The organism is Paraglaciecola chathamensis S18K6, from assembly GCA_000314955.1.
In the GTDB taxonomy this organism is placed as follows: Bacteria; Pseudomonadota; Gammaproteobacteria; order Enterobacterales; family Alteromonadaceae; genus Paraglaciecola; species Paraglaciecola chathamensis.
In genome coordinates, this window is record BAEM01000021.1 from 25,043 (window position 1) to 44,847 (window position 19,805).

The 19,805-nt window shown below is 44.4% G+C and carries 15 protein-coding genes; 8 read left to right on the forward strand and 7 right to left on the reverse strand.

Annotated elements, in window-relative coordinates; genetic code table 11:
• Positions 1-982: 982 nt before the first annotated feature.
• Positions 983-1,630 (forward strand): LysE family translocator, encoded by a 648-nt coding sequence (locus tag GCHA_RS06025; protein WP_007986175.1) that lies wholly within the window; start codon positions 983-985, stop codon positions 1,628-1,630.
• A gap of 62 nt (positions 1,631-1,692) precedes the next feature.
• A complete protein-coding gene (locus tag GCHA_RS06030; RefSeq protein ID WP_007986178.1) occupies positions 1,693-2,610 on the forward strand; it encodes an SEL1-like repeat protein in 918 nt (305 codons plus the stop codon).
• Between the two features lie 32 nt (positions 2,611-2,642).
• On the opposite strand, the gene GCHA_RS06035 is transcribed toward GCHA_RS06030, so the two are convergent.
• Positions 2,643-3,104, reverse strand: coding sequence for an Lrp/AsnC family transcriptional regulator (locus GCHA_RS06035; protein ID WP_007986179.1), 462 nt, complete (start codon positions 3,102-3,104; stop codon positions 2,643-2,645).
• Positions 3,105-3,261: 157 nt separating this feature from the next.
• Between GCHA_RS06035 and leuA the strand changes: the two genes are divergently transcribed.
• The 6 genes from leuA to GCHA_RS06065 all read left to right on the forward strand — a co-directional run bounded on the left by leuA (position 3,262) and on the right by GCHA_RS06065 (position 14,223).
• A complete protein-coding gene (gene leuA / locus GCHA_RS06040) occupies positions 3,262-5,001 on the forward strand; it encodes a 2-isopropylmalate synthase (protein ID WP_007986181.1) in 1,740 nt (579 codons plus the stop codon).
• A gap of 199 nt (positions 5,002-5,200) precedes the next feature.
• Positions 5,201-6,643, forward strand: coding sequence for an aminotransferase class V-fold PLP-dependent enzyme (locus tag GCHA_RS06045; protein ID WP_007986183.1), 1,443 nt, complete (start codon positions 5,201-5,203; stop codon positions 6,641-6,643).
• 33 nt (positions 6,644-6,676) lie between these two features.
• Positions 6,677-7,201 carry a RidA family protein gene (locus GCHA_RS06050; RefSeq protein ID WP_007986184.1) on the forward strand — a complete coding sequence of 175 codons (525 nt, stop codon included), beginning with the start codon at positions 6,677-6,679 and terminating at the stop codon, positions 7,199-7,201.
• A 263-nt stretch (positions 7,202-7,464) separates the two neighbouring features.
• Positions 7,465-8,520: a M48 family metallopeptidase gene (locus GCHA_RS06055; RefSeq protein ID WP_007986185.1), complete on the forward strand. Its 1,056-nt coding sequence runs from the start codon at positions 7,465-7,467 to the stop codon at positions 8,518-8,520.
• A 546-nt stretch (positions 8,521-9,066) separates the two neighbouring features.
• The gene (locus GCHA_RS06060) at positions 9,067-11,004 is read left to right on the forward strand and encodes a CRTAC1 family protein (protein ID WP_007986187.1); all 1,938 of its coding nucleotides are present in this window, start codon (positions 9,067-9,069) and stop codon (positions 11,002-11,004) included.
• Between the two features lie 105 nt (positions 11,005-11,109).
• Positions 11,110-14,223, forward strand: coding sequence for an FG-GAP-like repeat-containing protein (locus GCHA_RS06065; RefSeq protein WP_193362817.1), 3,114 nt, complete (start codon positions 11,110-11,112; stop codon positions 14,221-14,223).
• A gap of 325 nt (positions 14,224-14,548) precedes the next feature.
• On the opposite strand, the gene GCHA_RS06070 is transcribed toward GCHA_RS06065, so the two are convergent.
• Genes GCHA_RS06070 through ctaD form a run of 6 tightly spaced genes read right to left on the reverse strand, consistent with a single transcriptional unit; the run spans position 14,549 to position 19,775 of the window.
• Positions 14,549-15,469 (reverse strand): c-type cytochrome, encoded by a 921-nt coding sequence (locus GCHA_RS06070; RefSeq protein ID WP_007986190.1) that lies wholly within the window; start codon positions 15,467-15,469, stop codon positions 14,549-14,551.
• A 9-nt stretch (positions 15,470-15,478) separates the two neighbouring features.
• Positions 15,479-15,880, reverse strand: a complete 402-nt coding sequence (locus GCHA_RS06075) for a c-type cytochrome (protein WP_318248945.1) — start codon at positions 15,878-15,880, stop codon at positions 15,479-15,481.
• Between the two features lie 21 nt (positions 15,881-15,901).
• Complete coding sequence (locus GCHA_RS06080; protein ID WP_007986192.1) at positions 15,902-16,816, reverse strand: cytochrome c oxidase assembly protein; 915 nt, start codon at positions 16,814-16,816, stop codon at positions 15,902-15,904.
• 2 nt (positions 16,817-16,818) lie between these two features.
• On the reverse strand, positions 16,819-17,202 hold the full coding sequence (locus GCHA_RS06085; protein WP_007986194.1) for a hypothetical protein: 384 nt from the start codon (positions 17,200-17,202) through the stop codon (positions 16,819-16,821).
• 3 nt (positions 17,203-17,205) lie between these two features.
• A complete protein-coding gene (locus tag GCHA_RS06090) occupies positions 17,206-17,835 on the reverse strand; it encodes a cytochrome c oxidase subunit 3 (RefSeq protein ID WP_007986196.1) in 630 nt (209 codons plus the stop codon).
• A complete protein-coding gene (gene ctaD / locus GCHA_RS06095; protein ID WP_007986198.1) occupies positions 17,835-19,775 on the reverse strand; it encodes a cytochrome c oxidase subunit I in 1,941 nt (646 codons plus the stop codon). Before ctaD ends, GCHA_RS06090 begins: the two co-directional genes overlap by 1 nt.
• Positions 19,776-19,805: the final 30 nt, after the last annotated feature.

Below are 19,805 nucleotides of genomic sequence, written 5' to 3' on the forward strand. Positions count from 1 at the left end.
TACACTTCACTGGAGTTTATCATATGCCTAGTTTGCCCAAGAGCAGAGCAAATATCGGACTGAATAGATAACGAGCTTACAAATTGTAACGTTAGGCATTTTTTAAGAGATTTATAGAGATACCCCTGATTATAATGGTCAATTTTCAAGGCTAAACGACACTTTATTAATATCTCACTTTCATCAGGTAGGTTAGTTATGTCGTCACCTTCAGTGAGGCTCACCCTGCTGGCGAGTATGGTCTATGCGGATTTGAGCCATAATCGCACAAAAAATGGGAAAACAACGGAAAAATCAAAGCACACTAGCTTTAAAAAAATGTATTCGGCCCGCGAAAAAACAAACAATCTCAACCGAGCGTTTTCACACCCTTTGTAGAAACCCTTGGGAGAGTTGAGCACCCCATTAAAGCAGACACTAGTGAAAATGAGATCAGTTTAAATACATTCATAAATTACCTTTTGCATATATCACTTATTATCGACAATTCCGTATATACAACGTCTCGAATTGATTTTCAGTTTCGTCAGTCACAGCGATTACCTTATGATTTCATTGAATATTTCATAAAATCACTCACTCAAAAAGGCACTGCGCCGCAAAAAGCAAAAGACAAGCCTAACGCGACTTTAATGCTTCCTATTAAATGCTATGTGAAAAATATTTGCCACAGTAAATTAAGGCGTTTGTCATAAAGCTAAGTTTCTTACATAAACTTACCTAGACATTGTCGCCAAATTTAGCGTCTATCTAGCTGGCCGCCCTTGCCTAACAATGCCTTTATTAAGCGATCGTTTAAGTGCTCGTTCCAGAGTCCGTTGATTGGCGAATAGAAACGCTTTTATCCCTTGGGAACAGATTAAATCCATTCTAACTTAAAGGCCGGTGTATTCGTGAGAGATTCGATTACCCCGCGTGCTGTGGTATAAGACTATTTCTAGGTTTTGATCCCGCTATCATTAGCAATATTCGAGTTAAGTAGATGCACATTTTAAATTTTGAAGCCTTTTTATTGGCAATTACCTTGTTAACCCTTACACCGGGTATTGATACCGTGCTGGTGATCAAAAATGCTAGCCGCTCTGGTGGGCGTGATGGTGTCGTCACCAGTTTAGGGATTTGTCTTGGTTTATTTGTGCACGCGACGTTTTCAGCTGTGGGAATATCCGCTATTTTACTGCAATCGGCAGAGCTCTTTATGGCGGTAAAATGGGTTGGCGCAGGTTATTTAATCTGGTTGGGGGTTAGCGCTTTAAAAGCCGCTTCTAAAGGTGATGCCAGCGTTGCTATTAATGCAACCGGTCTAAAAATGTCAAACCTGACTCGCTCGTTAAAAGAGGGCTTTTTATCTAACGTGTTAAACCCGAAAACGGCGGTGTTTTACCTCGCGTTTTTACCGCAATTTATTGACCCACAATATTCCCCTTTCGCACAAGCGATGAGCATGGCAGCCATTCATTTTGTGATTGCCATGATCTGGCAATGCGGTCTTGCTGGCGCGGTGAGCTCGGCGAAACGCTTTTTCGCTAGCAGCACAGCCATGCGCTGGATGGAAGGCGTTTCGGGCAGTGTGTTGGTCTTTTTGGGGTCAAAACTTCTTTTTGATGATGACCCGGCAAAAGCCAATTAACCACCGCCGGTGGCGATATAAATCCACTCAGTCTCAGCCAGTTTAATGCAGAGGTTTTTTTGATGTTCCGCTTTAGTTTTGCCAGTTTATTTTTATTCATTTTCGCCCTGAATGTGCATGCGAAATCGCCATCAAAGATGGAAACGCTGGCGATGGAATACGCGCAAGTTGTAGGGCAAATTGAGTTAGTTAACGTAGCCTTCGATGAAATGCATACGCGTTGTGAAACTCAAATAACACAGGACCCGAAATTTTTGCCAGAAGTTGATTACCTGTTGCGTAAAAACATGGATTACGGCTTCAGCGAATTTGTTGACTGGATGGAAGGAGTTGCAGAAACCCAGACACTCGCCACGCAAATGGTTAATCAAGTACTCGCGGATCATGGTGGCTGTGATGCTACGGCATTAAGCCACTGGTTTAATTACTTAACTGAGTCGAACACGCAAAACTTGGCCTTTTTACAGCAAAATCAACTGCTATTTGGCTTACCTAAAGTGACTCGCAGCGAACACGACATACGCCAAGCGTTCAAAAGAAAAATCAATGACTACCAAACTTTGCCCTACCAAGAGATCCGCGACTTAGCGTCGGCATTAGATCACGGTAGCTACCGGTATTCATTACTTAGCTTGTCTCAGTCTATTCGTAAAGACAGTGCTACAGCGCAAACAATGTGGCAATTCGCTATCGATGAATTTAATCAACCTGAGGCCTATTACGCCTTGGGTAAATCCTTAAAAATAGATGAAAAGGCAAGAGCATTAAATGCATTTGAGCAATCAGCCCAAATGGGATACCACCGGGCTGGCACATGGCTTGGTACCTATTATGCGTGTCATCAGGATATGAAACATGCTGCGTATTGGCTCGATAAAGCCAAAGAACACGGTGCTGATCCCGATTACATTGACGATATTTACGCAGAAATTCACGAGCTAGGCATGCCAACCAATTGCGTCAATGGCTGGGTGTATTAGCGCATATTGTTAACCTACCATTGTGAGAGAATTTACACCGGCAATGAGGTTTTCTTCACCGGCGATTTAAGCACAAACGAAGAGTGCACACCGCTGACCCCGTCAATACGAGTGAGTTTATCCAGCAAGAATTGCTGAAAATCATCCATGTCTTTAACAATGACCTTAAGCACATAATCTGCGGCTTGGCCGGTGATCAAATGACATTCCAGTACCTCGCTAAATTCCATAACACTTTGTTCAAACGTAGCGAAGCGTTCTGGGGTGTGTTTATCCATGATAATCTGAATAAAAGACAGCAAGTTTAAACCCAATTTACGCGCGTTTACCAACGCCACGTACCCATCAATCAAGCCACTTTCTTCTAATTGCCGTACCCGACGTAAACAGGGGGAAGGTGATAAATTAATCGCATCGGCCAACTCCTGGTTCGATACCCTTCCCCGCTGCTGAATTATTTCAAGAATATGTCGATCGTATTTATCAAGTTCCACAGTTACATTCCTTTAACGCGCTAAAGTTTAATAAAATCAGTTATTGAGCAATATTATTGCGCAAAGAAAATATAATACACCTATTTTAGCAATTATCTGCGCCTCACTCTGGGTTAGGCTTATATACCTTGTTTATCTTGTTAGCCGGAGTTCCAAAATGATCAGTCAACCACATACTAAATATCAACGCTTTGAAGGGGTTAGCTTGCCGGATCGCCAATGGCCGAATAATCATATAACCCAAGCGCCTATTTGGATGAGCACTGATCTTCGTGATGGCAACCAAGCATTGATCGACCCAATGTCGATTGAAACAAAGCTACGCTTTTTCAAAGAATTGGTAGCTATTGGCTTTAAGCAAATTGAAGTGGGGTTTCCCTCAGCGTCAGATATTGATTTCAACTTTGTGCGCTTGTTGATTGAAGAAAATCATATTCCGGACGATGTGACCATTGAAGTGTTGGTGCAAGCCCGCTTCGATTTAATCGAGAGAACAGTGGACAGTTTACGCGGCGCGAAGCAAGCCATATTGCACATGTACAACCCAGTCGCCCCTGCCTTTCGCGATATTGTGTATAAAACCGATAAAGCAGGTGTAAAACACATTGCCACCCAAGGCACTGCCTGGGTAAAAGAGTTAACGGCCCAAGCACCAGAAGTAAACTGGACCTATCAGTACTCGCCTGAAGTATTCTCAAGCACAGAAATAGACTTCGCCAAAGAGGTGTGTGATGCAGTGGTAGAGGTATGGAAACCGAGCTCTGATAACAAAATCATCATTAATTTACCTGCCACCGTCGAAATGAATACGCCAAATACCTACGCTGATCAAATTGAATGGATGCACCGTCACCTTAACCGCCGAGAACACATTGTATTGAGTGTGCATCCCCACAATGACCGTGGCACAGCGGTGGCCGCAGCAGAGCTTGCCGTGATGGCCGGAGCCGACCGAGTGGAAGGATGTTTATTTGGTAATGGTGAACGTACCGGTAATGTTGATTTAGTCACACTTGCAATCAACTTATACACCCAAGGGGTAGCCCCTGAGCTCGACTTTTCGAATATCGACAGAATTCGTAACTTAGTCGAAGAATGTAATCAGTTGCCTGTGCACCCTCGTCACCCCTACGCAGGGGAATTGGTATTTACCGCGTTTTCGGGCTCCCACCAAGATGCGATTAAAAAAGGCTTGGCGGTACAAAAATCAGATGGGCTATGGCAAGTTCCTTACTTACCGATTGATCCGGCCGATTTAGGCCGTAGCTATGACGCAGTTGTCAGGGTAAACAGTCAATCTGGTAAAGGTGGCGTGAGCTTCTTACTTGAGCGCGAAGGCGGTTTACAGTTACCGCGAAAACTTCAAATTGAATTCAGTAAAATCGTTCAACAACACAATGATACCAGCGGCAAGGAAATGAGCGCTTCAGGTATTGTGTCGTTATTTGAGTCGACTTATTTGATTCAACCCGATTGGATTGAATTTAAGCAATACCAAATAAAATCGGTAGAAGACAACCAGCAACAAATTGATATTCAACTGAGCATTAACAACACTGAGGTCAATATTAGCGGTGTGGGTAATGGCCCAATTGACGCTGCATCACATGCCGTTAGTCAATTTATTCAAACCCCACTTGAGATTGTCGACTATCACGAACACGCTATCGGTGAGGGCTCTGGGGTGACGGCAGTGTGTTATTTAGAACTAAGAACTGATGACACGAGCACACGCTTTGGCGTAGCAAAAGATAGCAACATTATGACTGCGGCAGTTAAAGCCCTACTCAGTGGTATCAATAGAAGCGAGCATCGCACGCGTATTCAAGCTGTCATAAATTTGGCTGACGCAACAACGAAAGAGCAGGAGCAAGATCAAGAGAGCAGCCCAGCCTAGCGCCATAGCGGAAATCGAATAAATATGCCCAGTCTTCGCACTTGCTCGCTGGGCATTTTTATTTTGCACTTATATCTGACTCTGTACCTGCGTTTGGCCACTGCCCCATCTTATCAACTCATAGTGTGATGGCTCTTCTCTAAAAACTCCCTAAGCTTTTTTAGTGTTATTCCCAGCTACCAGTTAAATCTTCGAGATTATGCCCAGCCAACGCGCATTGGCTCAAGTTGTGCTACATCAGCGCCAAAAGACTGTGCCTTTCGAATACAAATCGATAGAAGCACATCATTTATATCTGGTTAAAATAGGCGTAGTAATGAGCGAAGACTCAAATAATATCGATCGCAGAACGATGCTTAAATCGCTGACAGCAGGCGCGATTTACTCAATAGCAGCACCCAGTATCGTTCAGGCAAAATCATCTATGAGTCCAGTAGACTTTCCTTCAATTTCCGAAGATGTTTCCCCACAATCACTTGCGATAAACGAGTCATTTTGGGCACGGGTTGCACCATTTTATGACACAGCCCAAGGTATCGTTAATCTTGAGCACGGATACTGGGGTAAAATGTCACGCCCCGTGCAAGAAGACTTTGTTGCCAATACCCGTAAGGTCAATACCGAATTATCCTATTACGCCCGTAAACATTACGCAGATGATCAGATCATCAGCTCAAATAAAGTCGCAGAGGCACTTGGTGCAAAGAATGAAGAGCTGGTACTGACCCGCAATGCAACAGAGTCCATTCATAACCTAATTCGCCAATATAATGCTTTGGGCCCAAATGACGCGGTTTTGTATACCGACATTGACTACCCAAGCTTTAAAGACACAATGCAGTGGTTAGCAACATCACGCAATATTGAGGCGGTGGAAGTGGTATTGCCAGCCCAAGCAGATCAAAAACAAATACTCGATACCTACATAGAAGCCTTTGATAAGCACCCCAATTTAAAATTGATGCTGTTGACTCATGTGAGTAATCAACACGGTTTGGTTCTGCCTGTGGCAAAAATATCGGCCATCGCGAAATTGCGCGGCATCGATGTTATTTGTGATTGCGCTCAATCATGGGGGTTATTGGACTTTAACATCAATGACTTAAACGTAGATTGGGCTGGGTTTAATCTGCACAAGTGGATAGGCAGCCCAGTGGGTGTGGGGGCGCTGTACATGAAAAACGGCAGCCTTAGCAAAATATCCCCCTACCCTGGAGAAAGCGATCCTGACAATACAAAAGCCAGTGCTAGGGTGCATACGGCCACCGTTAATTTCGCCTCAATACTAACCATCCCGGCTGCAATTGACTTCCACCAGCGCTTAGGGGGCAAAAATAAAGAAGCTCGCCTACGCCACTTGCGTTCCTTATGGGTAAATGAAGCTAGAAAGATGCCGCATATCGAAGTCTTAGGCGCTTTAGACGATGAATCCGCATCAGGTATGGGTGCATTTCGTTTAAAAGGTAAAACAAGCCTGCAAGATGCCCAAGCATTACAGAAACGTTTAGAATACGAATTTGGTGTATTCACTGTTGTTCGGGTGGGCTTAGATAGCGGCTGCTGTATTCGGATAACACCGCAGGTGTTTACTTGCGCCAATGATATGAGTCAATTAGTGCTTGCGCTGAAAAATCTCGCGTAAACTGACTTTCACTATAAAAAAATAAGGAATTCCATGAACAAATTTTTATTAGCCGGTATGTTATCCATCAATCTTGCGATCTCTGGTGGCGCACTTGCAAATGACACACCTGAAGAGCGGATCAAGGCCGCCGGTTTTACACTTCCTGAACCTGTAAAACCGATTGCTAATTATGTGACTTGGCGACGCTCAGGAACCACCTTATATTTGTCAGCGCATGGAGCCTGCGAAGGCAAAAGTGTATTAGGTAAACTCGGTGATACCCTCAATGTTGAACAGGGTTACGAGGCTGCCCAGCGTGTGGCTTTATGCGCATTATCCACTATAAAATCAGCAGTCGGCGACTTATCTAAGGTGAAACAAGTATTGCAAATCAACGGTATGGTGGCAGCGGTGCCGGCCTTTACAGATCACTCGAAGGTCATCAACGGTTTTTCTGATTTATTCGTTACTGCTTTTGGTGATGACGGTAAAGCGGCTCGTGCAGCGGTGGGTATGAGTGGCTTGCCTGGTAATATGTCAGTGGAAGTCAGCGCAGTGATTGAGTTGAAAGACTAGTTACTACCGCATATGTTTGCTTCGTGTTGCATAACAAATATAGCTTTCGCACCGTTACGACGCTCTGAATCAGCAATTGTACGCATGTTTCCTAAACCGACGGGTTTCTTATTTACTTAACGGGACTCGTAAATCTGAAACACACTAAATATTTGATTAGTTAACCCTTACTTATAGAAAAATAATAGACTAAAACTATAGTACGAAATATATAAATTCTAAAATGTTGAACGGATACAAATGACTATTTTAGGGAGCATATTATGAAACATGGAAAGATCATCGAATGTAGTTGCTGTGGTCAAGCGCACAAATTGCCCTTTGGTAAGTTAGGAACTGTTAAATGCAAAACCTGCTCAGCTTCATTTGAAGCAGATACTAGGTCCAAAAATGACTCTCCTAGTATAAATAATGTTATATCAAAACATGAGTTAAAAAAGCTTCTACACCCCACAGAAAAGTCACGATTTCTAATTGCATTATTAATAGCCTTTCCAATAACAATTTCTGCAGTTTCCCTTATATTTGCAACATTCGGTCTCGTACTGATTGGCCTGTCTGTAATTATTTTTACAGTATGGTTTGTTTTGCAAATATCTAAAGCATCTCTGATCGGTAGTTCAGTATTAGTTTCACCACACAATTTCCCTGAGATTCATGAAATTCTTGTCGAAGTAAAAGCAAGACTTGAATATAAGAAAAATGTAGATATCTACATAACGGAAAACGGCAATGTTAATGCGTTTTTGTATAAGTTCTTTCAAACGAAATTCATACTTCTTAACTCAGAAGTTGTACATTCTATGCCCACTAGCGAATGTAGAGAGCAGTTGGTTTGGATACTAGGGAGATTTATTGGCTCCCTAAAGGCGAAACACGCACGATTTCAGTTACTTTCGATAATTATAAAAAGCATTGAAAAAATTAAAATATTTAATCTACTAATTCTCCCGTACGAACGAGCAACACAATACTCAGGTGACCAGATAGGAATGGCCTTGTGCAGTGATCTGCAAAGTGCAATTGTTGCATTTGATAAACTGTTAGTAGGTAACGATATTGCAAAGGATGTTCAAATTAAAGGGTTGTTGGAACAAGCCAACCAATTACATTTTTCGTTTTTTGGTCGGATATCTAAAATTTTATCAACTCATCCGCATATGACTGACCGCTATTTAAATCTAATAGCGTTTGCGCGTTACATGTATCCTGAGGAGTTTCAAAAATACATCGCCCAATTTGATAACGTAACTGTCTCTGAGATGGGCTCACTTTTACCCAAGTATTATCCATTGAATAAGTCAGGCAAGCAGGTGTAATCAGATACTTTAATCAACATGGTATCGCTTCAAGAAGCTATCTCTATGGTAGGCGTAATAAGTGTCTACCTTTTAATTGATAAATTCATTGAATAGCGCCTCTAAGGCCCTGCTCATGTAATTTATTTTTGAGGTGCTTAGCCTTATCACGACGAAGTAACAAGATAAATTCCGTTAAAAACTCACGTAATTTTGTGTGTAGCAAACCTCAGTGACCCACATTTAAAACCCCAAAATAGCCTTTCTCACTCATGCCCATCACAATAAAAAGTATGTTTGATACTCCAAATTGTTATCAAGAACATAGAGATAGATAAAATAAAAAATATTTAGCCTGATGTATTGGTTCGGCTTAAAAACGAATTTCAAATATTTGGTTGAGATCATATTTTGTAGTAAGTATGATGCAATATTGTAAACAATTCACAATAAACATTACTCAGTAGACACAATTTACTTAGCCGAAAATGAATCGTTAGGGCACGTGTCGATAGGTTACGTCATTTACCGAACTTGCGGTTTTGATCATTAGGGACTCTTATTGCTATGAACATACATAAACCATTCTCCTTAGTCGCCCTTGGCGTTGCGATTGTTGTGCAAAGCGCCCGTACTCATCAAAAGGTTGAAAGACTAACCGATACTAGTCCTGTGGTATTTAAAGACGTATCCGACGCCGTGGGCTTAGTGACACAAGCAAATTGGAAGTACGGCGGGCCTGCGGTGGCAGATTTAAATAATGACGGTCATTACGATTTTTTACTCTCCAATCACGACACCACTCCAGTACAACTTTTCATGGGCCAAGCTGATAACCGCTTTAACGAAGTTAAAAATATTTTTGGTAAAGTAGATTTACACGGGATCTCAGCAGGTGATTACGATGCAGACGGTGACAACGATATTCTACTGTCACTGGGTGGCGGAAATGGCTTAAAACCTCAACCTCAACGCTTATTACGCAATGACAATGGCCAATATACAGATGTAACCGAAGATGCGGGCATATCAAAATTAGGCGCCAGAGGCAGAAGTGTACGCTGGGTCGATTTAGACAATGACGGCGATCTAGATTTCATGCAAGTTAACGCCGCTAAAATGGTCAATGAAACCGCACCACGCAATATTATTTTTGAAAATATCGGTAACGGTAAATTCCGTTATATTAAAAGCCCCGGCTTTGAAGAAGTCGAAGCAGAGCGGGTTCTAATAACCGACTATGACAATGATGATGTGATGGACGTGATCACATTTACCAGTTATGACAAAACCTCTATCTGGCAAGGCAATGGCGACTTTACCTTTACCAACACCACTGATGCGGTTTTCCCCCAAGGGCATGACGGCTATCCTGGTGCGATTACCATAGCGCAAGCTGACATCGACAATGACGGCGATCTAGATTACTACTTTGCACGTGGTAAGTTGTATTACACCATTGCCAACAACAGCATCAGCTTCGACAAAGATCACCAAACCTTGGATCTCAGAGACGTCGGCAGTAAAAGCCACGATGGTTTAACCTTATACGCCGACTCGGATCTGGTGCTGAACGACTTCTATCACTTCCCCAGAGCTAAACTACTGGAATTTATGCCGGTGTTTATTGGTGCCAATAAACAGCAAATCACCACACCCCATGCAGATCATACCGTCACCCAAGAACAAGCAAAGGGCTTTCCCACTGAGATAACCGAAACAGGCTGGTACTTAGGCTATCTAGGTGACAACAAATGGCGTCTTGAGTGGATGCTAACTGACGATTTAGCATGGGACGTAAGAGCTTCTTTCACTGGCGTTACGGGATACGAAGCAAGCTGGCAACCACAGAATTTAGCCGTACCTGATGTATTGCTGCGTAACGATAATGGCGTGCTGACTGATATTTCACAGCGTATCCCTGATGAGTTAAACAGCAATAATTGGGGAGTCACAACGGGCGATTTCAATAATGACGGCAATGCCGACTTCTTCGTATACCGCTTCGGTGAATTAAAACGCAGAGTCGCTGATGTTATGTTGCTTAATAGCGGCGACGGGCATTTCACCAGTAGCGTGGCACACAACGCCACCACAGAAGTAGGTTTAAAATCTCACGGCGACTCAGGTGTTGCATTTGATTACGACTTAGATGGAAGCATAGATATTTTAAGTGGTGATGACGACAACGGGAAATGGCATCTATACAAAAACGTCACTAACAATACAGATAACAATCACCTACTGCTGAAAATTGGCTACTCGCAAAACGGCGTTGACCCATATGGCGCTAAAGTATGGATAACCTCTCAGGGCCAAACCCAGTACAAGTTGATAGGCTCGAGCAATGCTAACCATTCTCAAAGTCTCTTGAACATAGCGCATTTCGGTTTAGGTGAAGACGACATGATAAGCGACATCACAGTGCGCTGGCGCGACGGAACAACTCAAACCTTAAAAAACAAGCAGGCTAACCAGCTACTTACCTTAGGTAAGTCACTTTAACTGATATTGCATTTTTGATGATGACAGACGCCCAGATCACTTTGGGCTCTGGCGTCTATCACGCTTATTCTGTAGATAAAAACGAGTACATTGACAGGTTCAAACATGCCCAACAAACCATTCATACACTACCTCTGCGTCAGTACTTTTATAGTGCTACTGCCATTTGCTTTAACCGCCTGCGGCCCCACCGGTGATAGCTTAACCGATATTAGTGTCGCCCCTTCAGCACCTGCTATTTTTAACTATGCTGTAAATGGTAGTAAAAACAAGAAGTTAACCTTCGAAATTGATAATCCAGGCGCATCAGCCAATCTCACTTTGCTACAAGGTGAGCAGGTCCTAATTGATAACCTGAATATTCCACGTAACGGCACACAAACGCTTAACGCCTTGGTGCACTTTCAGGCACTAGGTGAAACGCGTTTACAGCTCAGAACAATCAATTCCCCAGTCACGATAAAAAGCCTAGAAATAGAAGACGTTCCACATGTTGCTGTTCCCCAGTTTAAGGATATTTCAGTGCGAGCTGGCTTAGATAAAGTGAACTCGCTCAAATACGGCGGGCCGTCAGTTGCAGATATTGACCAAGACGGCGACTACGATTTTATCCTTAACAACCATAATGCCGAAACCAGTAAAATTTATTGGAACAACGGTGACGGGACCGTTACCAAGCACAAAGACGACTTGTCTCGCTGGTTCATGCAGGACCTACACGGCACAGCATTAGGTGATTACGATAACGATGGCGATCTAGACATGTTACTCAGTCGAGGTGGCGGCAATGGCACCAATCCTTCAGTTTCATATTTTTATCGCAACAACGACAGTAACTTTGTGCGCTACACCGGCGATGTAGGTATTGAACGCGGCGGTCGAGGTCGCGGTGCACGCTACATAGACATGGACTTAGACGGTGATTTAGATTTGTTACTGGTGAACGAAACCGGCCTAGCTAATCAAACACCTCAGCACCTCTTTTACGAGAATAATGGCCAGGGCGGCTTCACTTACAAATCTGTGGCAGGTATCCAAGACGTCAGATCCTCACGTACCTTGGTCACCGACCTCGACGGCGATAATATCGAGGATATCGTTATGTATGGTCCCCTCTCTATTTGGCAAGGGAATGGAGATTTCACTTACACTAATATCAGCGACAGCATTCCTGATGCTATTCGTGAACTCAGCAGTGTTATGGCCATCACAGATATCGATATCGATAACGATGGTGACTTAGACCTGTACCTAGCTCGCGGCAAAGAATTTGAGCACGGAAAAGGCGAAACCCCGTCCGTTGATTTCGATCCGATAGCACGCAATTTTTCGCTAAAAACCCGTGGCTATAAAGGGGTTGATGAATTTAGTTTTACTGCAAGTGGGCCGCTTAAATGGCACAACTATCAATTCTTGGGTCAAAATGGCTTTCGAGGCAAAGCACACCCCATATTTTTAGGTAAAGATAAAACCGTCAATGATGTACCAGCTGAAGGCACGCTAGAATTCGATAAAACGATGGCTCAAGGTTGGCCTGATGATATCTCTGCCAATGGTGTTTATTTAGGCCACATAGGTAACAATAAATGGCGTGGCGCACTGGTGCGTAACGGCGATATCTTTTGGTCTTATTTCTTTACGTTATCGGGTGTCGAGGAAGCCGAAACACATTTCGAACCTGAAAATCGCAATATTCAAGACATATTACTTGAAAATAAAGAAGGACAATTTGTTGATGTCACTTCTCAATGGAATATCCCGTTAGGTGGTAACGCACTTGGTGTGACCACAGGCGACTTTAACAATGACGGACAGCAAGACCTCTTCGTTTATCGCTGGGGATTAGTAGAAAAACGTATTTCAGATCTTATGTTGCTGAATACTGGCAATGGGGCTTTCGAAACCGTCACCATGCACGGTGCCAGTGACTTAGGGGGCTCAGGGTTTGGCGACATGGGCCAAGCATTTGACTTCGACTTAGATGGCAACCTAGATATATTAAGTGGCAGTGAATACGGCCAGTGGTATCTATATAACAATCAACCTATCGGTGATAATCACTACGCTTTGGTCAACGTTGGTTATTCGCCACAGGACAATGTTGACGCAATTGGCGCACAAGTCACAATTGAAACGCCTTTGGCAACGTACGTCAAAAGAGTTGGCTCTGCAGGGGAAGTTTTCTCGCAAAGTCTGCTCAACATTGTACATTTCGGGCTAGGCAGTGAGCAAAAGATAAAGCGCATTCATGTTCGCTGGCGCAATGGCGAAACGGCCACGTTTGTTGATAAACAAGCGGATAATATGTTCGATACTGACAAACTCGATGCAACAGCGCTTGCTATTAATACCCAAGGCTTAGCCCCGCGATCAGGAGATGAAGTTCAACTCACTGCTACCCTCGCCCCTCTCAATGCGCAGCAAGACGTAAGCTGGCAGTCAAGTCACCCATCTGTTGCCAACATCAGTAAAACAGGTTTACTACAAGTAGTGGGTAAAGCAGGTGAGTCCACAACCATAACGGCCACCACCAACAAGGGGAAAATCTCAGATACAGCGCAAATCACTGTTTCTCAGTGGTACGAAAAGCCGCTTGAGGCAATCCAGTTGAGCGCAGCAAAACCGAATCTAATCGCGGGGGATGAGCTGACATTAAGCGCGACGTTTACCCCTGAAAACCCCGACAACGACCAACTTAAGTGGATAAGTTCAGCTCCGCAAATAGCCACCGTTGATACCAAGGGTAACTTACACGCTTTAACGGCCGGTAGTGTCACCGTTACCGCAAAAGCCGAAGCGAACCCAAGCATTCAAGGCAGCATAGATTTTGACGTGCAAGCGGATGTAAAACCCTTTATCAAAATTGATAATTTGGCTCAGTTTATTAATCAGCCCGTGCATGCCGGTGATACCTTCGAGGTACATGTTAGCTACCATGCGGGCCCTGGGCACACAGTGATCGCCGCTGATGAAGGCGGGCTACGTGTTTGGTTAAGACACTTCAAATACCGTTGGTTCCCCATCGAAGATAGAATTGAAACCGACAAAAGTGTGCTTTATACCGTGTCGGGTAATTCAACAGCCACTTTATCAACGCAAGGGCTTGTCCCCTCTGATGAGCTGCCTGAAGGCCAGTTTTATTCATTGGAGGTGAGCTTTACCAACAGCAATGGCAAAACATTTGAAGACGCTATAGAAGAGTTTATCTTAATAGAATAAAGCGATGTTAACGCCATTGCACGTTGATAAAAGATCTCTCATCGAGTGTGTAAAAGGGCTTAAACAAGGCGCATGACTGAATGAATAGTTGTTTTCTTTCAAAGTTATGCAATGCAGTGTAAGCCCTTTAAACGCGCTTAAAAGGAGTGCCCAGCGGCGTTTGCTCTGCGTGGGCCAGCTGTTTTTCCGCCAGCAGTTTTTTCTTTTTCGCCAGTAGTTTTTTCGCCAGCCGTTCTTTCAATCAAAATAGTACAGCTCTCATCAGCAAGCGGCGGTTTCAATGATTCGCTACCGAATAATCTAACCGCCAGTAGACCTCAAGCGCTCAGTAAGACTGATTGTCATCAGCAATTTGATACAGATAGTCAACCATGATCTCGGCGTGATGTCGCTTGACATGTAAGTTCGGCATTAGGCTTTGTGGCTTAAAATGAGGCGGGTTCATGATCCACTGAATAAGGTTTTCACGCGTGGTAGGCAATGTTCCGGCGATAAAGCGTCTGTTCACCATATTATTTAAAGGGGGCCCAACATGATAGGTTGCAGAAGCAATACCATCGATAACATGGCAACTAGAGCAATTGTATTGTTGCATAGCCACTTGGCCGGAAAGTGCTTCACCAGCGCTTTGTTGTGTTGAGGTAGGTTTTGCTAACGCTTGCTCCTCAGGGGTTTGGCTAAGAATATCTTTAATGGTGTTGTTGGTAACCGTCCCCGTGCTCTTTTGCGCTAGTTGAGCATACTCAGATTTTGACAATGTAGGCAGTTTCTTAAGCAGTGCAACCAATTCCCATTGTTCGTCGTCGCTCAAACGATATTTCCATGCGGGCATGCCTGACATTTTTATTCCGTTTTCTATCACCCAAAAAAGTTCAGCCGGCGAACGCTGACGGGCAACACGCACAATTGCACTTGGCGGTGGCATCATACCAAGTGAAAAAGGTTCTGGCGCTACCCCAGGCGCACCATGGCATGCAACACAATGACGCTTGTAATTTGCGATGCCCGAAGTTTGCCAATTAAAAGTCGACAAATCAGGTACCTCATCATCGATACGTGCATCTACCGCTTGAATACGCGCGTGTTCTAGGAATTTATACACGGGCGTTGTGTGCCCTGTCAGCGCAGAAACGTTATACACACCAAAATAAACCAAACTGAATATCAAAGCGCCTATCAGAAATAGCGCCAAGGCAGCAATTGAGTAGAACTTTTTATTGAGCTTAATATGAATCGTTTTCGTCATGGGTAAAAATCACTCTTGCCACAGATAATCAGCCAAACGCCGAGCTTCTTGTTGAGTAATATCAGGCGTTGGCATTGCCGTATCAGCGTGAAATTTTTGCGGTTCAAGCAGAAATTGAGTCAAATTTTCACGGGAATTAGGCAACACACCCGCGATATAGCTTTGCGCCGCCATGTTATCCAACGGCGGGCCAACTAAGCCTTTTGCCGCAGGTAGTTTCGTTAATTGGTGGCAACTGCTACAGCCTTTGGTAATCATAAGTGTTTTCCCTTGCTCTTGTTTATCTCCTTGCGCTTTGGGCGACTCTGCGTGGTTTGGGAAAGTCCAGATACTCAACGCGGCAGCGAAGGTGACACTCAACGGCATACTTAACGCAGAAGCGATGGTAAAAAAAGAGCTGAAAATAGTCATTTTTTGCAAATCGCGGCTCCCTCACTGATTACTTTGATTGCTGTGGTTTGCTTGATTACCCTGAGTATTAGAACGCAATAACCGAGCCAAGGTCACAAGTGCAGCAGCGATGAAAACAATCCCCGCTGGCATCCACATAATAAGCCCGCCCAATTGTTGATCCTCAATAGGGCTCAACCCCCACTGCTGCGTGGTGTGAGCGTAAGGGCTATACCAAATTGACGGTGAAAAAGTCAGCAAGGCACCTAACAGACTCGCATGAATGCCTGTGGTAAACAGTGAAATAACCGCTGACATTGAATTAGACTTGTCGAGCCTGAAAACTGAATACCAAAATACCCAAGCAATTAGCAAAAATGTGGCGTGTTGTAAGCTATGGACCCAGGAACTGGTCAAACTGGCGTTTAACAAAAAGGGTAAATGCCAAAGCCAAAGGCCAAAAAAGTGGATAAGCCATCCCCATAGGGGTGTGGCAAGTTGGCGATAAAACCTCAGCATACGAGGTGAACGCCCCGTTAAACCGTGAAAAATAGGGGTTAAGAAGCCTTGGCCACCGCGCAAAATTGTTTGCTCTGGTCGCGACAATACCAACAAAGGCGCCGCTATCATCATCAGCATTTCGTGTTGCACCATGTGTACTGAAAACAACTGTTCACCAATGGAATCGATAGGAGAAATTAGCGCAATGGCCAATGTTAACCACCCGAACCAAAACCAACGTACTTGACGACGGTATTCTTGCTGTTTTGACGCTATTCGTTTACCAATTTTGCGACTACCACGAAAATAGCAAATGGCAATAATCAGTAATAACAGCGCAGATACGGGGTCGATGGACAAAAAGCTATACTGCGATGAGAGAGATACGTTGACGACGTGGGCCAAAGTGCTAAAGGGCAATAGACCCGTCAATAAAAAGAGTAGTCGTATACGCATGCTTATCCTCCTGCGCTGCTACAGGCCGCAAGGAGTAAACTCGGCCATCCTTGCACTAAAATTGCCACAGCAAGAAAGCCGCTCATGAAGCAGGCCCCCGCCACCATGAACGTTTCTCTGGCGTGGTCACTTTCCTGCTGCTTAAGGAGACGATAATAACTTAGTGCGTAAATTAAATTCACAACCGCGGTTGCCAGGCAAACGATTGTTAGCGTGCCCACCAGCCACTGCAGAGTTTGCTCACTAAAGGCCTCGGGCCTAGCGCAGTGCCACTCTACGAGTGCATAACTGACAAAAAGCTGTAGCGCCCACGCGGCAATAGCAATAAACCAGAAACGCCACAGGTAACCAGCACCAATTTTATTAAGGGAAATGGATTTCGTCATGATTTACAACCTGGGAAAGTAATACAGCACTAAATAAAACGGCAGCCAAGCAAAGGCAACAAAGTTCCAATACATGGTATCGACCACCACGCCAATTTGTCGCTGCTTGGTATAAAAACCCACCATTCCGAAAAGACCAATTGCGCCGGTGCCTATCGCCGCTGAGACAATATGAATAAAATGAAAACCTGAAATGGTCCACAGCAGCGAGCCATATACGTGTTGATCCCAACGCATGTCGAAGTTGTCGAATTGTTGCCAGCGGATCCACAGTACCATCAGCGCCATGATGACCGACGCGAAGGTATAAATGACAAAGCCTTTTGAGTGGTTTTTTTCAACTGATTTACCAGCCAGGTACATGGTCACGCAGCTTAGTAACATTAAGATCGTTGACCAAGTAGGAATAAGCAACGGAGGCGGAGCAATATCATTAGGCGGCCACTGAGGGTGCTGCATATATAAATACAGATACGTCACTGTAAATGCGGAAACCACACTCAGCTCAATCAAAATTAAACCAATGATCCCCCACCAAATCGGTGCATTTTGGCCATTTAAATGACGAGAAAAGTTGGAAACATCCACATCTGCGTTTGCAGTCTGTTGGTCATTATTTATTGATGTGCTCATTATTGTAAGCCTCTAACGGGATGACCTTCCTCTGGCGGCTTCTCAGCCAGCCATGGGCGGGCTGGCCACAGCCAACCCACAATAGCGAAAAAACTTAGAAAGAAGCCAACCACAAACAAAATCGGCTTAAACATGAAACCAAGAAAACCAAAACCAACCGTTAACGCTAAAACAAACGGCCAGTAAGTGGGCGATGGCATGATGCACACACCTTGGGGTTTCGCATCTAGCAGCGTTGTGATGATTATCTCACGGCGATCAGCGCGGATCCCCGTCACCTTATATAAAGGGGCTTTTTGCCATAATGGGGTGCGGCTGCTAATAACGGGGAGATGCCTAAAGTTGTAGTTTCGTGGTGGCGATTGCGCCCACCATTCTAAGGTATCTGCATTCCATGGATTATTCCCAGCAGCCCTTGACTTATAAGGACTGATAAGCGTGTTAATAAAGGTGAGTAAAAAACCGAATGCCATTAAAAATGCGGCGCAGGTCACGAAAAAGTTAACCTCTCCCCACCCCATATTGTGTAAATAGGTGTAGACCCGCCTAGGCATGCCATCAAGCCCAAGTTGATGCATAGGAAAGAAGGTTAGATTTAACCCTATGAATATAAGCCAAAAGCTCCAGCACCCAAGCCTTTCACTTAACATTGACCCTGTCATTTTAGGGTACCAATAATATAAGCCGGCAAAAAACGGCAGCACGGCTCCCCCGATTAACACGTAGTGAAGATGCGCAACCACAAAGTAACTATCGTGGGCTTGCATATCGAATGGAATAGATGCTGCCATTACCCCTGTTAGACCACCAATAACAAACACGGCAAAAAAGCCCATGATGAACAGCATGGGCGTTTTGAATTTGATTTTTGAGCCCCACAGTGTGGCGATCCAGCAGAAAATCTGCACACCACTGGGGATAGCGATCATAGCGCTCGCCGCGGTGAAAAAACTCAATCCCAAGTGAGGTAAACCTGTGGTAAACATGTGGTGTACCCACAAGCCAAAAGACACGAAGCCAATGGTGACCATTGAGAGGACGACCGCGGTGTAACCAAACACTTCCCGCTGACAAAACGTGGAAATAACGGTGGATACAATACCAAGTGCTGGCACAACAATGATGTACACTTCCGGGTGGCCGAAGAACCAAAACAAGTGTTGCCATAACAATGGGTCACCGCCGCCGGAGGCGACGAAAAACTGAGTGGCAAACGTGCGGTCGAGGGCCAGCAATACGCTTCCTACCATCACGGTGGGCATCGCAAAAACAATCATGAACGACATAACCAAAATCGACCATACAAAAATGGGCATGCGATTTAAGGTCATTCCCGGCGCTCGTTGTTTAAGGATGGTGACGATTAATTCGACCGCCGCCGTCAGGGCGGAGATCTCAATAAAGGTGATCATGGTCGTCCAGAAACTGACCCCTTGCCCCGGTGAATAGTCGATACCGGCCAGTGGAACATAACTAAACCAGCCCGTATCGGGTGCCATGCCTAGAAAGAGCGCCAGATACAATGTAATGCCAGCGATTAAATAAACGTAGTAACCAAATGCATTGAGCCGGGGGAACGACATATCCCTGGTACCGAGCATTAAGGGGACTAAGTAGATGCCCAGCCCCTCCATGGCGGGTACAGCGAAAAAAAACATCATTGTGGTGCCGTGCATCGTCATTATTTGATGATAAAACTCAGCACCCATGAGGGTGTTTTCTGGCTGCACCAATTGTAAGCGCATCAAGAGCGCCAAGAGCCCACCCAAAGCGAAAAAAATCAAAGAAGTGACAACAAAACGAAAGCCAATCTGGCGCTGGTTTACATGAGTAAACCAGCCAAAAAAGCCAGGCGGAGACAACCACGTTTTATCCAAGATAGGTTCAGCACCTTCTTGGTCATCAAAAATAGCTTGTTCAGTGTGTGGGTGATCTTTCAAGCTGATTCCTTTTTATCATGTGTTTATAAC

Bases quoted from the DNA above. Each gene is read 5' to 3' on its own strand.
- GCHA_RS06025 (WP_007986175.1), top strand. From the start codon at position 983: ATGCACATTTTAAATTTTGAAGCCTTTTTATTGGCAATTACCTTGTTA.
- GCHA_RS06030 (WP_007986178.1), top strand. From the start codon at position 1,693: ATGTTCCGCTTTAGTTTTGCCAGTTTATTTTTATTCATTTTCGCCCTG.
- leuA (WP_007986181.1), top strand. From the start codon at position 3,262: ATGATCAGTCAACCACATACTAAATATCAACGCTTTGAAGGGGTTAGC.
- GCHA_RS06045 (WP_007986183.1), top strand. From the start codon at position 5,201: ATGCCCAGCCAACGCGCATTGGCTCAAGTTGTGCTACATCAGCGCCAA.
- GCHA_RS06050 (WP_007986184.1), top strand. From the start codon at position 6,677: ATGAACAAATTTTTATTAGCCGGTATGTTATCCATCAATCTTGCGATC.
- GCHA_RS06055 (WP_007986185.1), top strand. From the start codon at position 7,465: ATGAAACATGGAAAGATCATCGAATGTAGTTGCTGTGGTCAAGCGCAC.
- GCHA_RS06060 (WP_007986187.1), top strand. From the start codon at position 9,067: ATGAACATACATAAACCATTCTCCTTAGTCGCCCTTGGCGTTGCGATT.
- GCHA_RS06065 (WP_193362817.1), top strand. From the start codon at position 11,110: ATGCCCAACAAACCATTCATACACTACCTCTGCGTCAGTACTTTTATA.
- GCHA_RS06070 (WP_007986190.1), bottom strand. From the start codon at position 15,469: ATGACGAAAACGATTCATATTAAGCTCAATAAAAAGTTCTACTCAATT.
- GCHA_RS06075 (WP_318248945.1), bottom strand. From the start codon at position 15,880: ATGACTATTTTCAGCTCTTTTTTTACCATCGCTTCTGCGTTAAGTATG.
- GCHA_RS06080 (WP_007986192.1), bottom strand. From the start codon at position 16,816: ATGCGTATACGACTACTCTTTTTATTGACGGGTCTATTGCCCTTTAGC.
- GCHA_RS06085 (WP_007986194.1), bottom strand. From the start codon at position 17,202: ATGACGAAATCCATTTCCCTTAATAAAATTGGTGCTGGTTACCTGTGG.
- GCHA_RS06090 (WP_007986196.1), bottom strand. From the start codon at position 17,835: ATGAGCACATCAATAAATAATGACCAACAGACTGCAAACGCAGATGTG.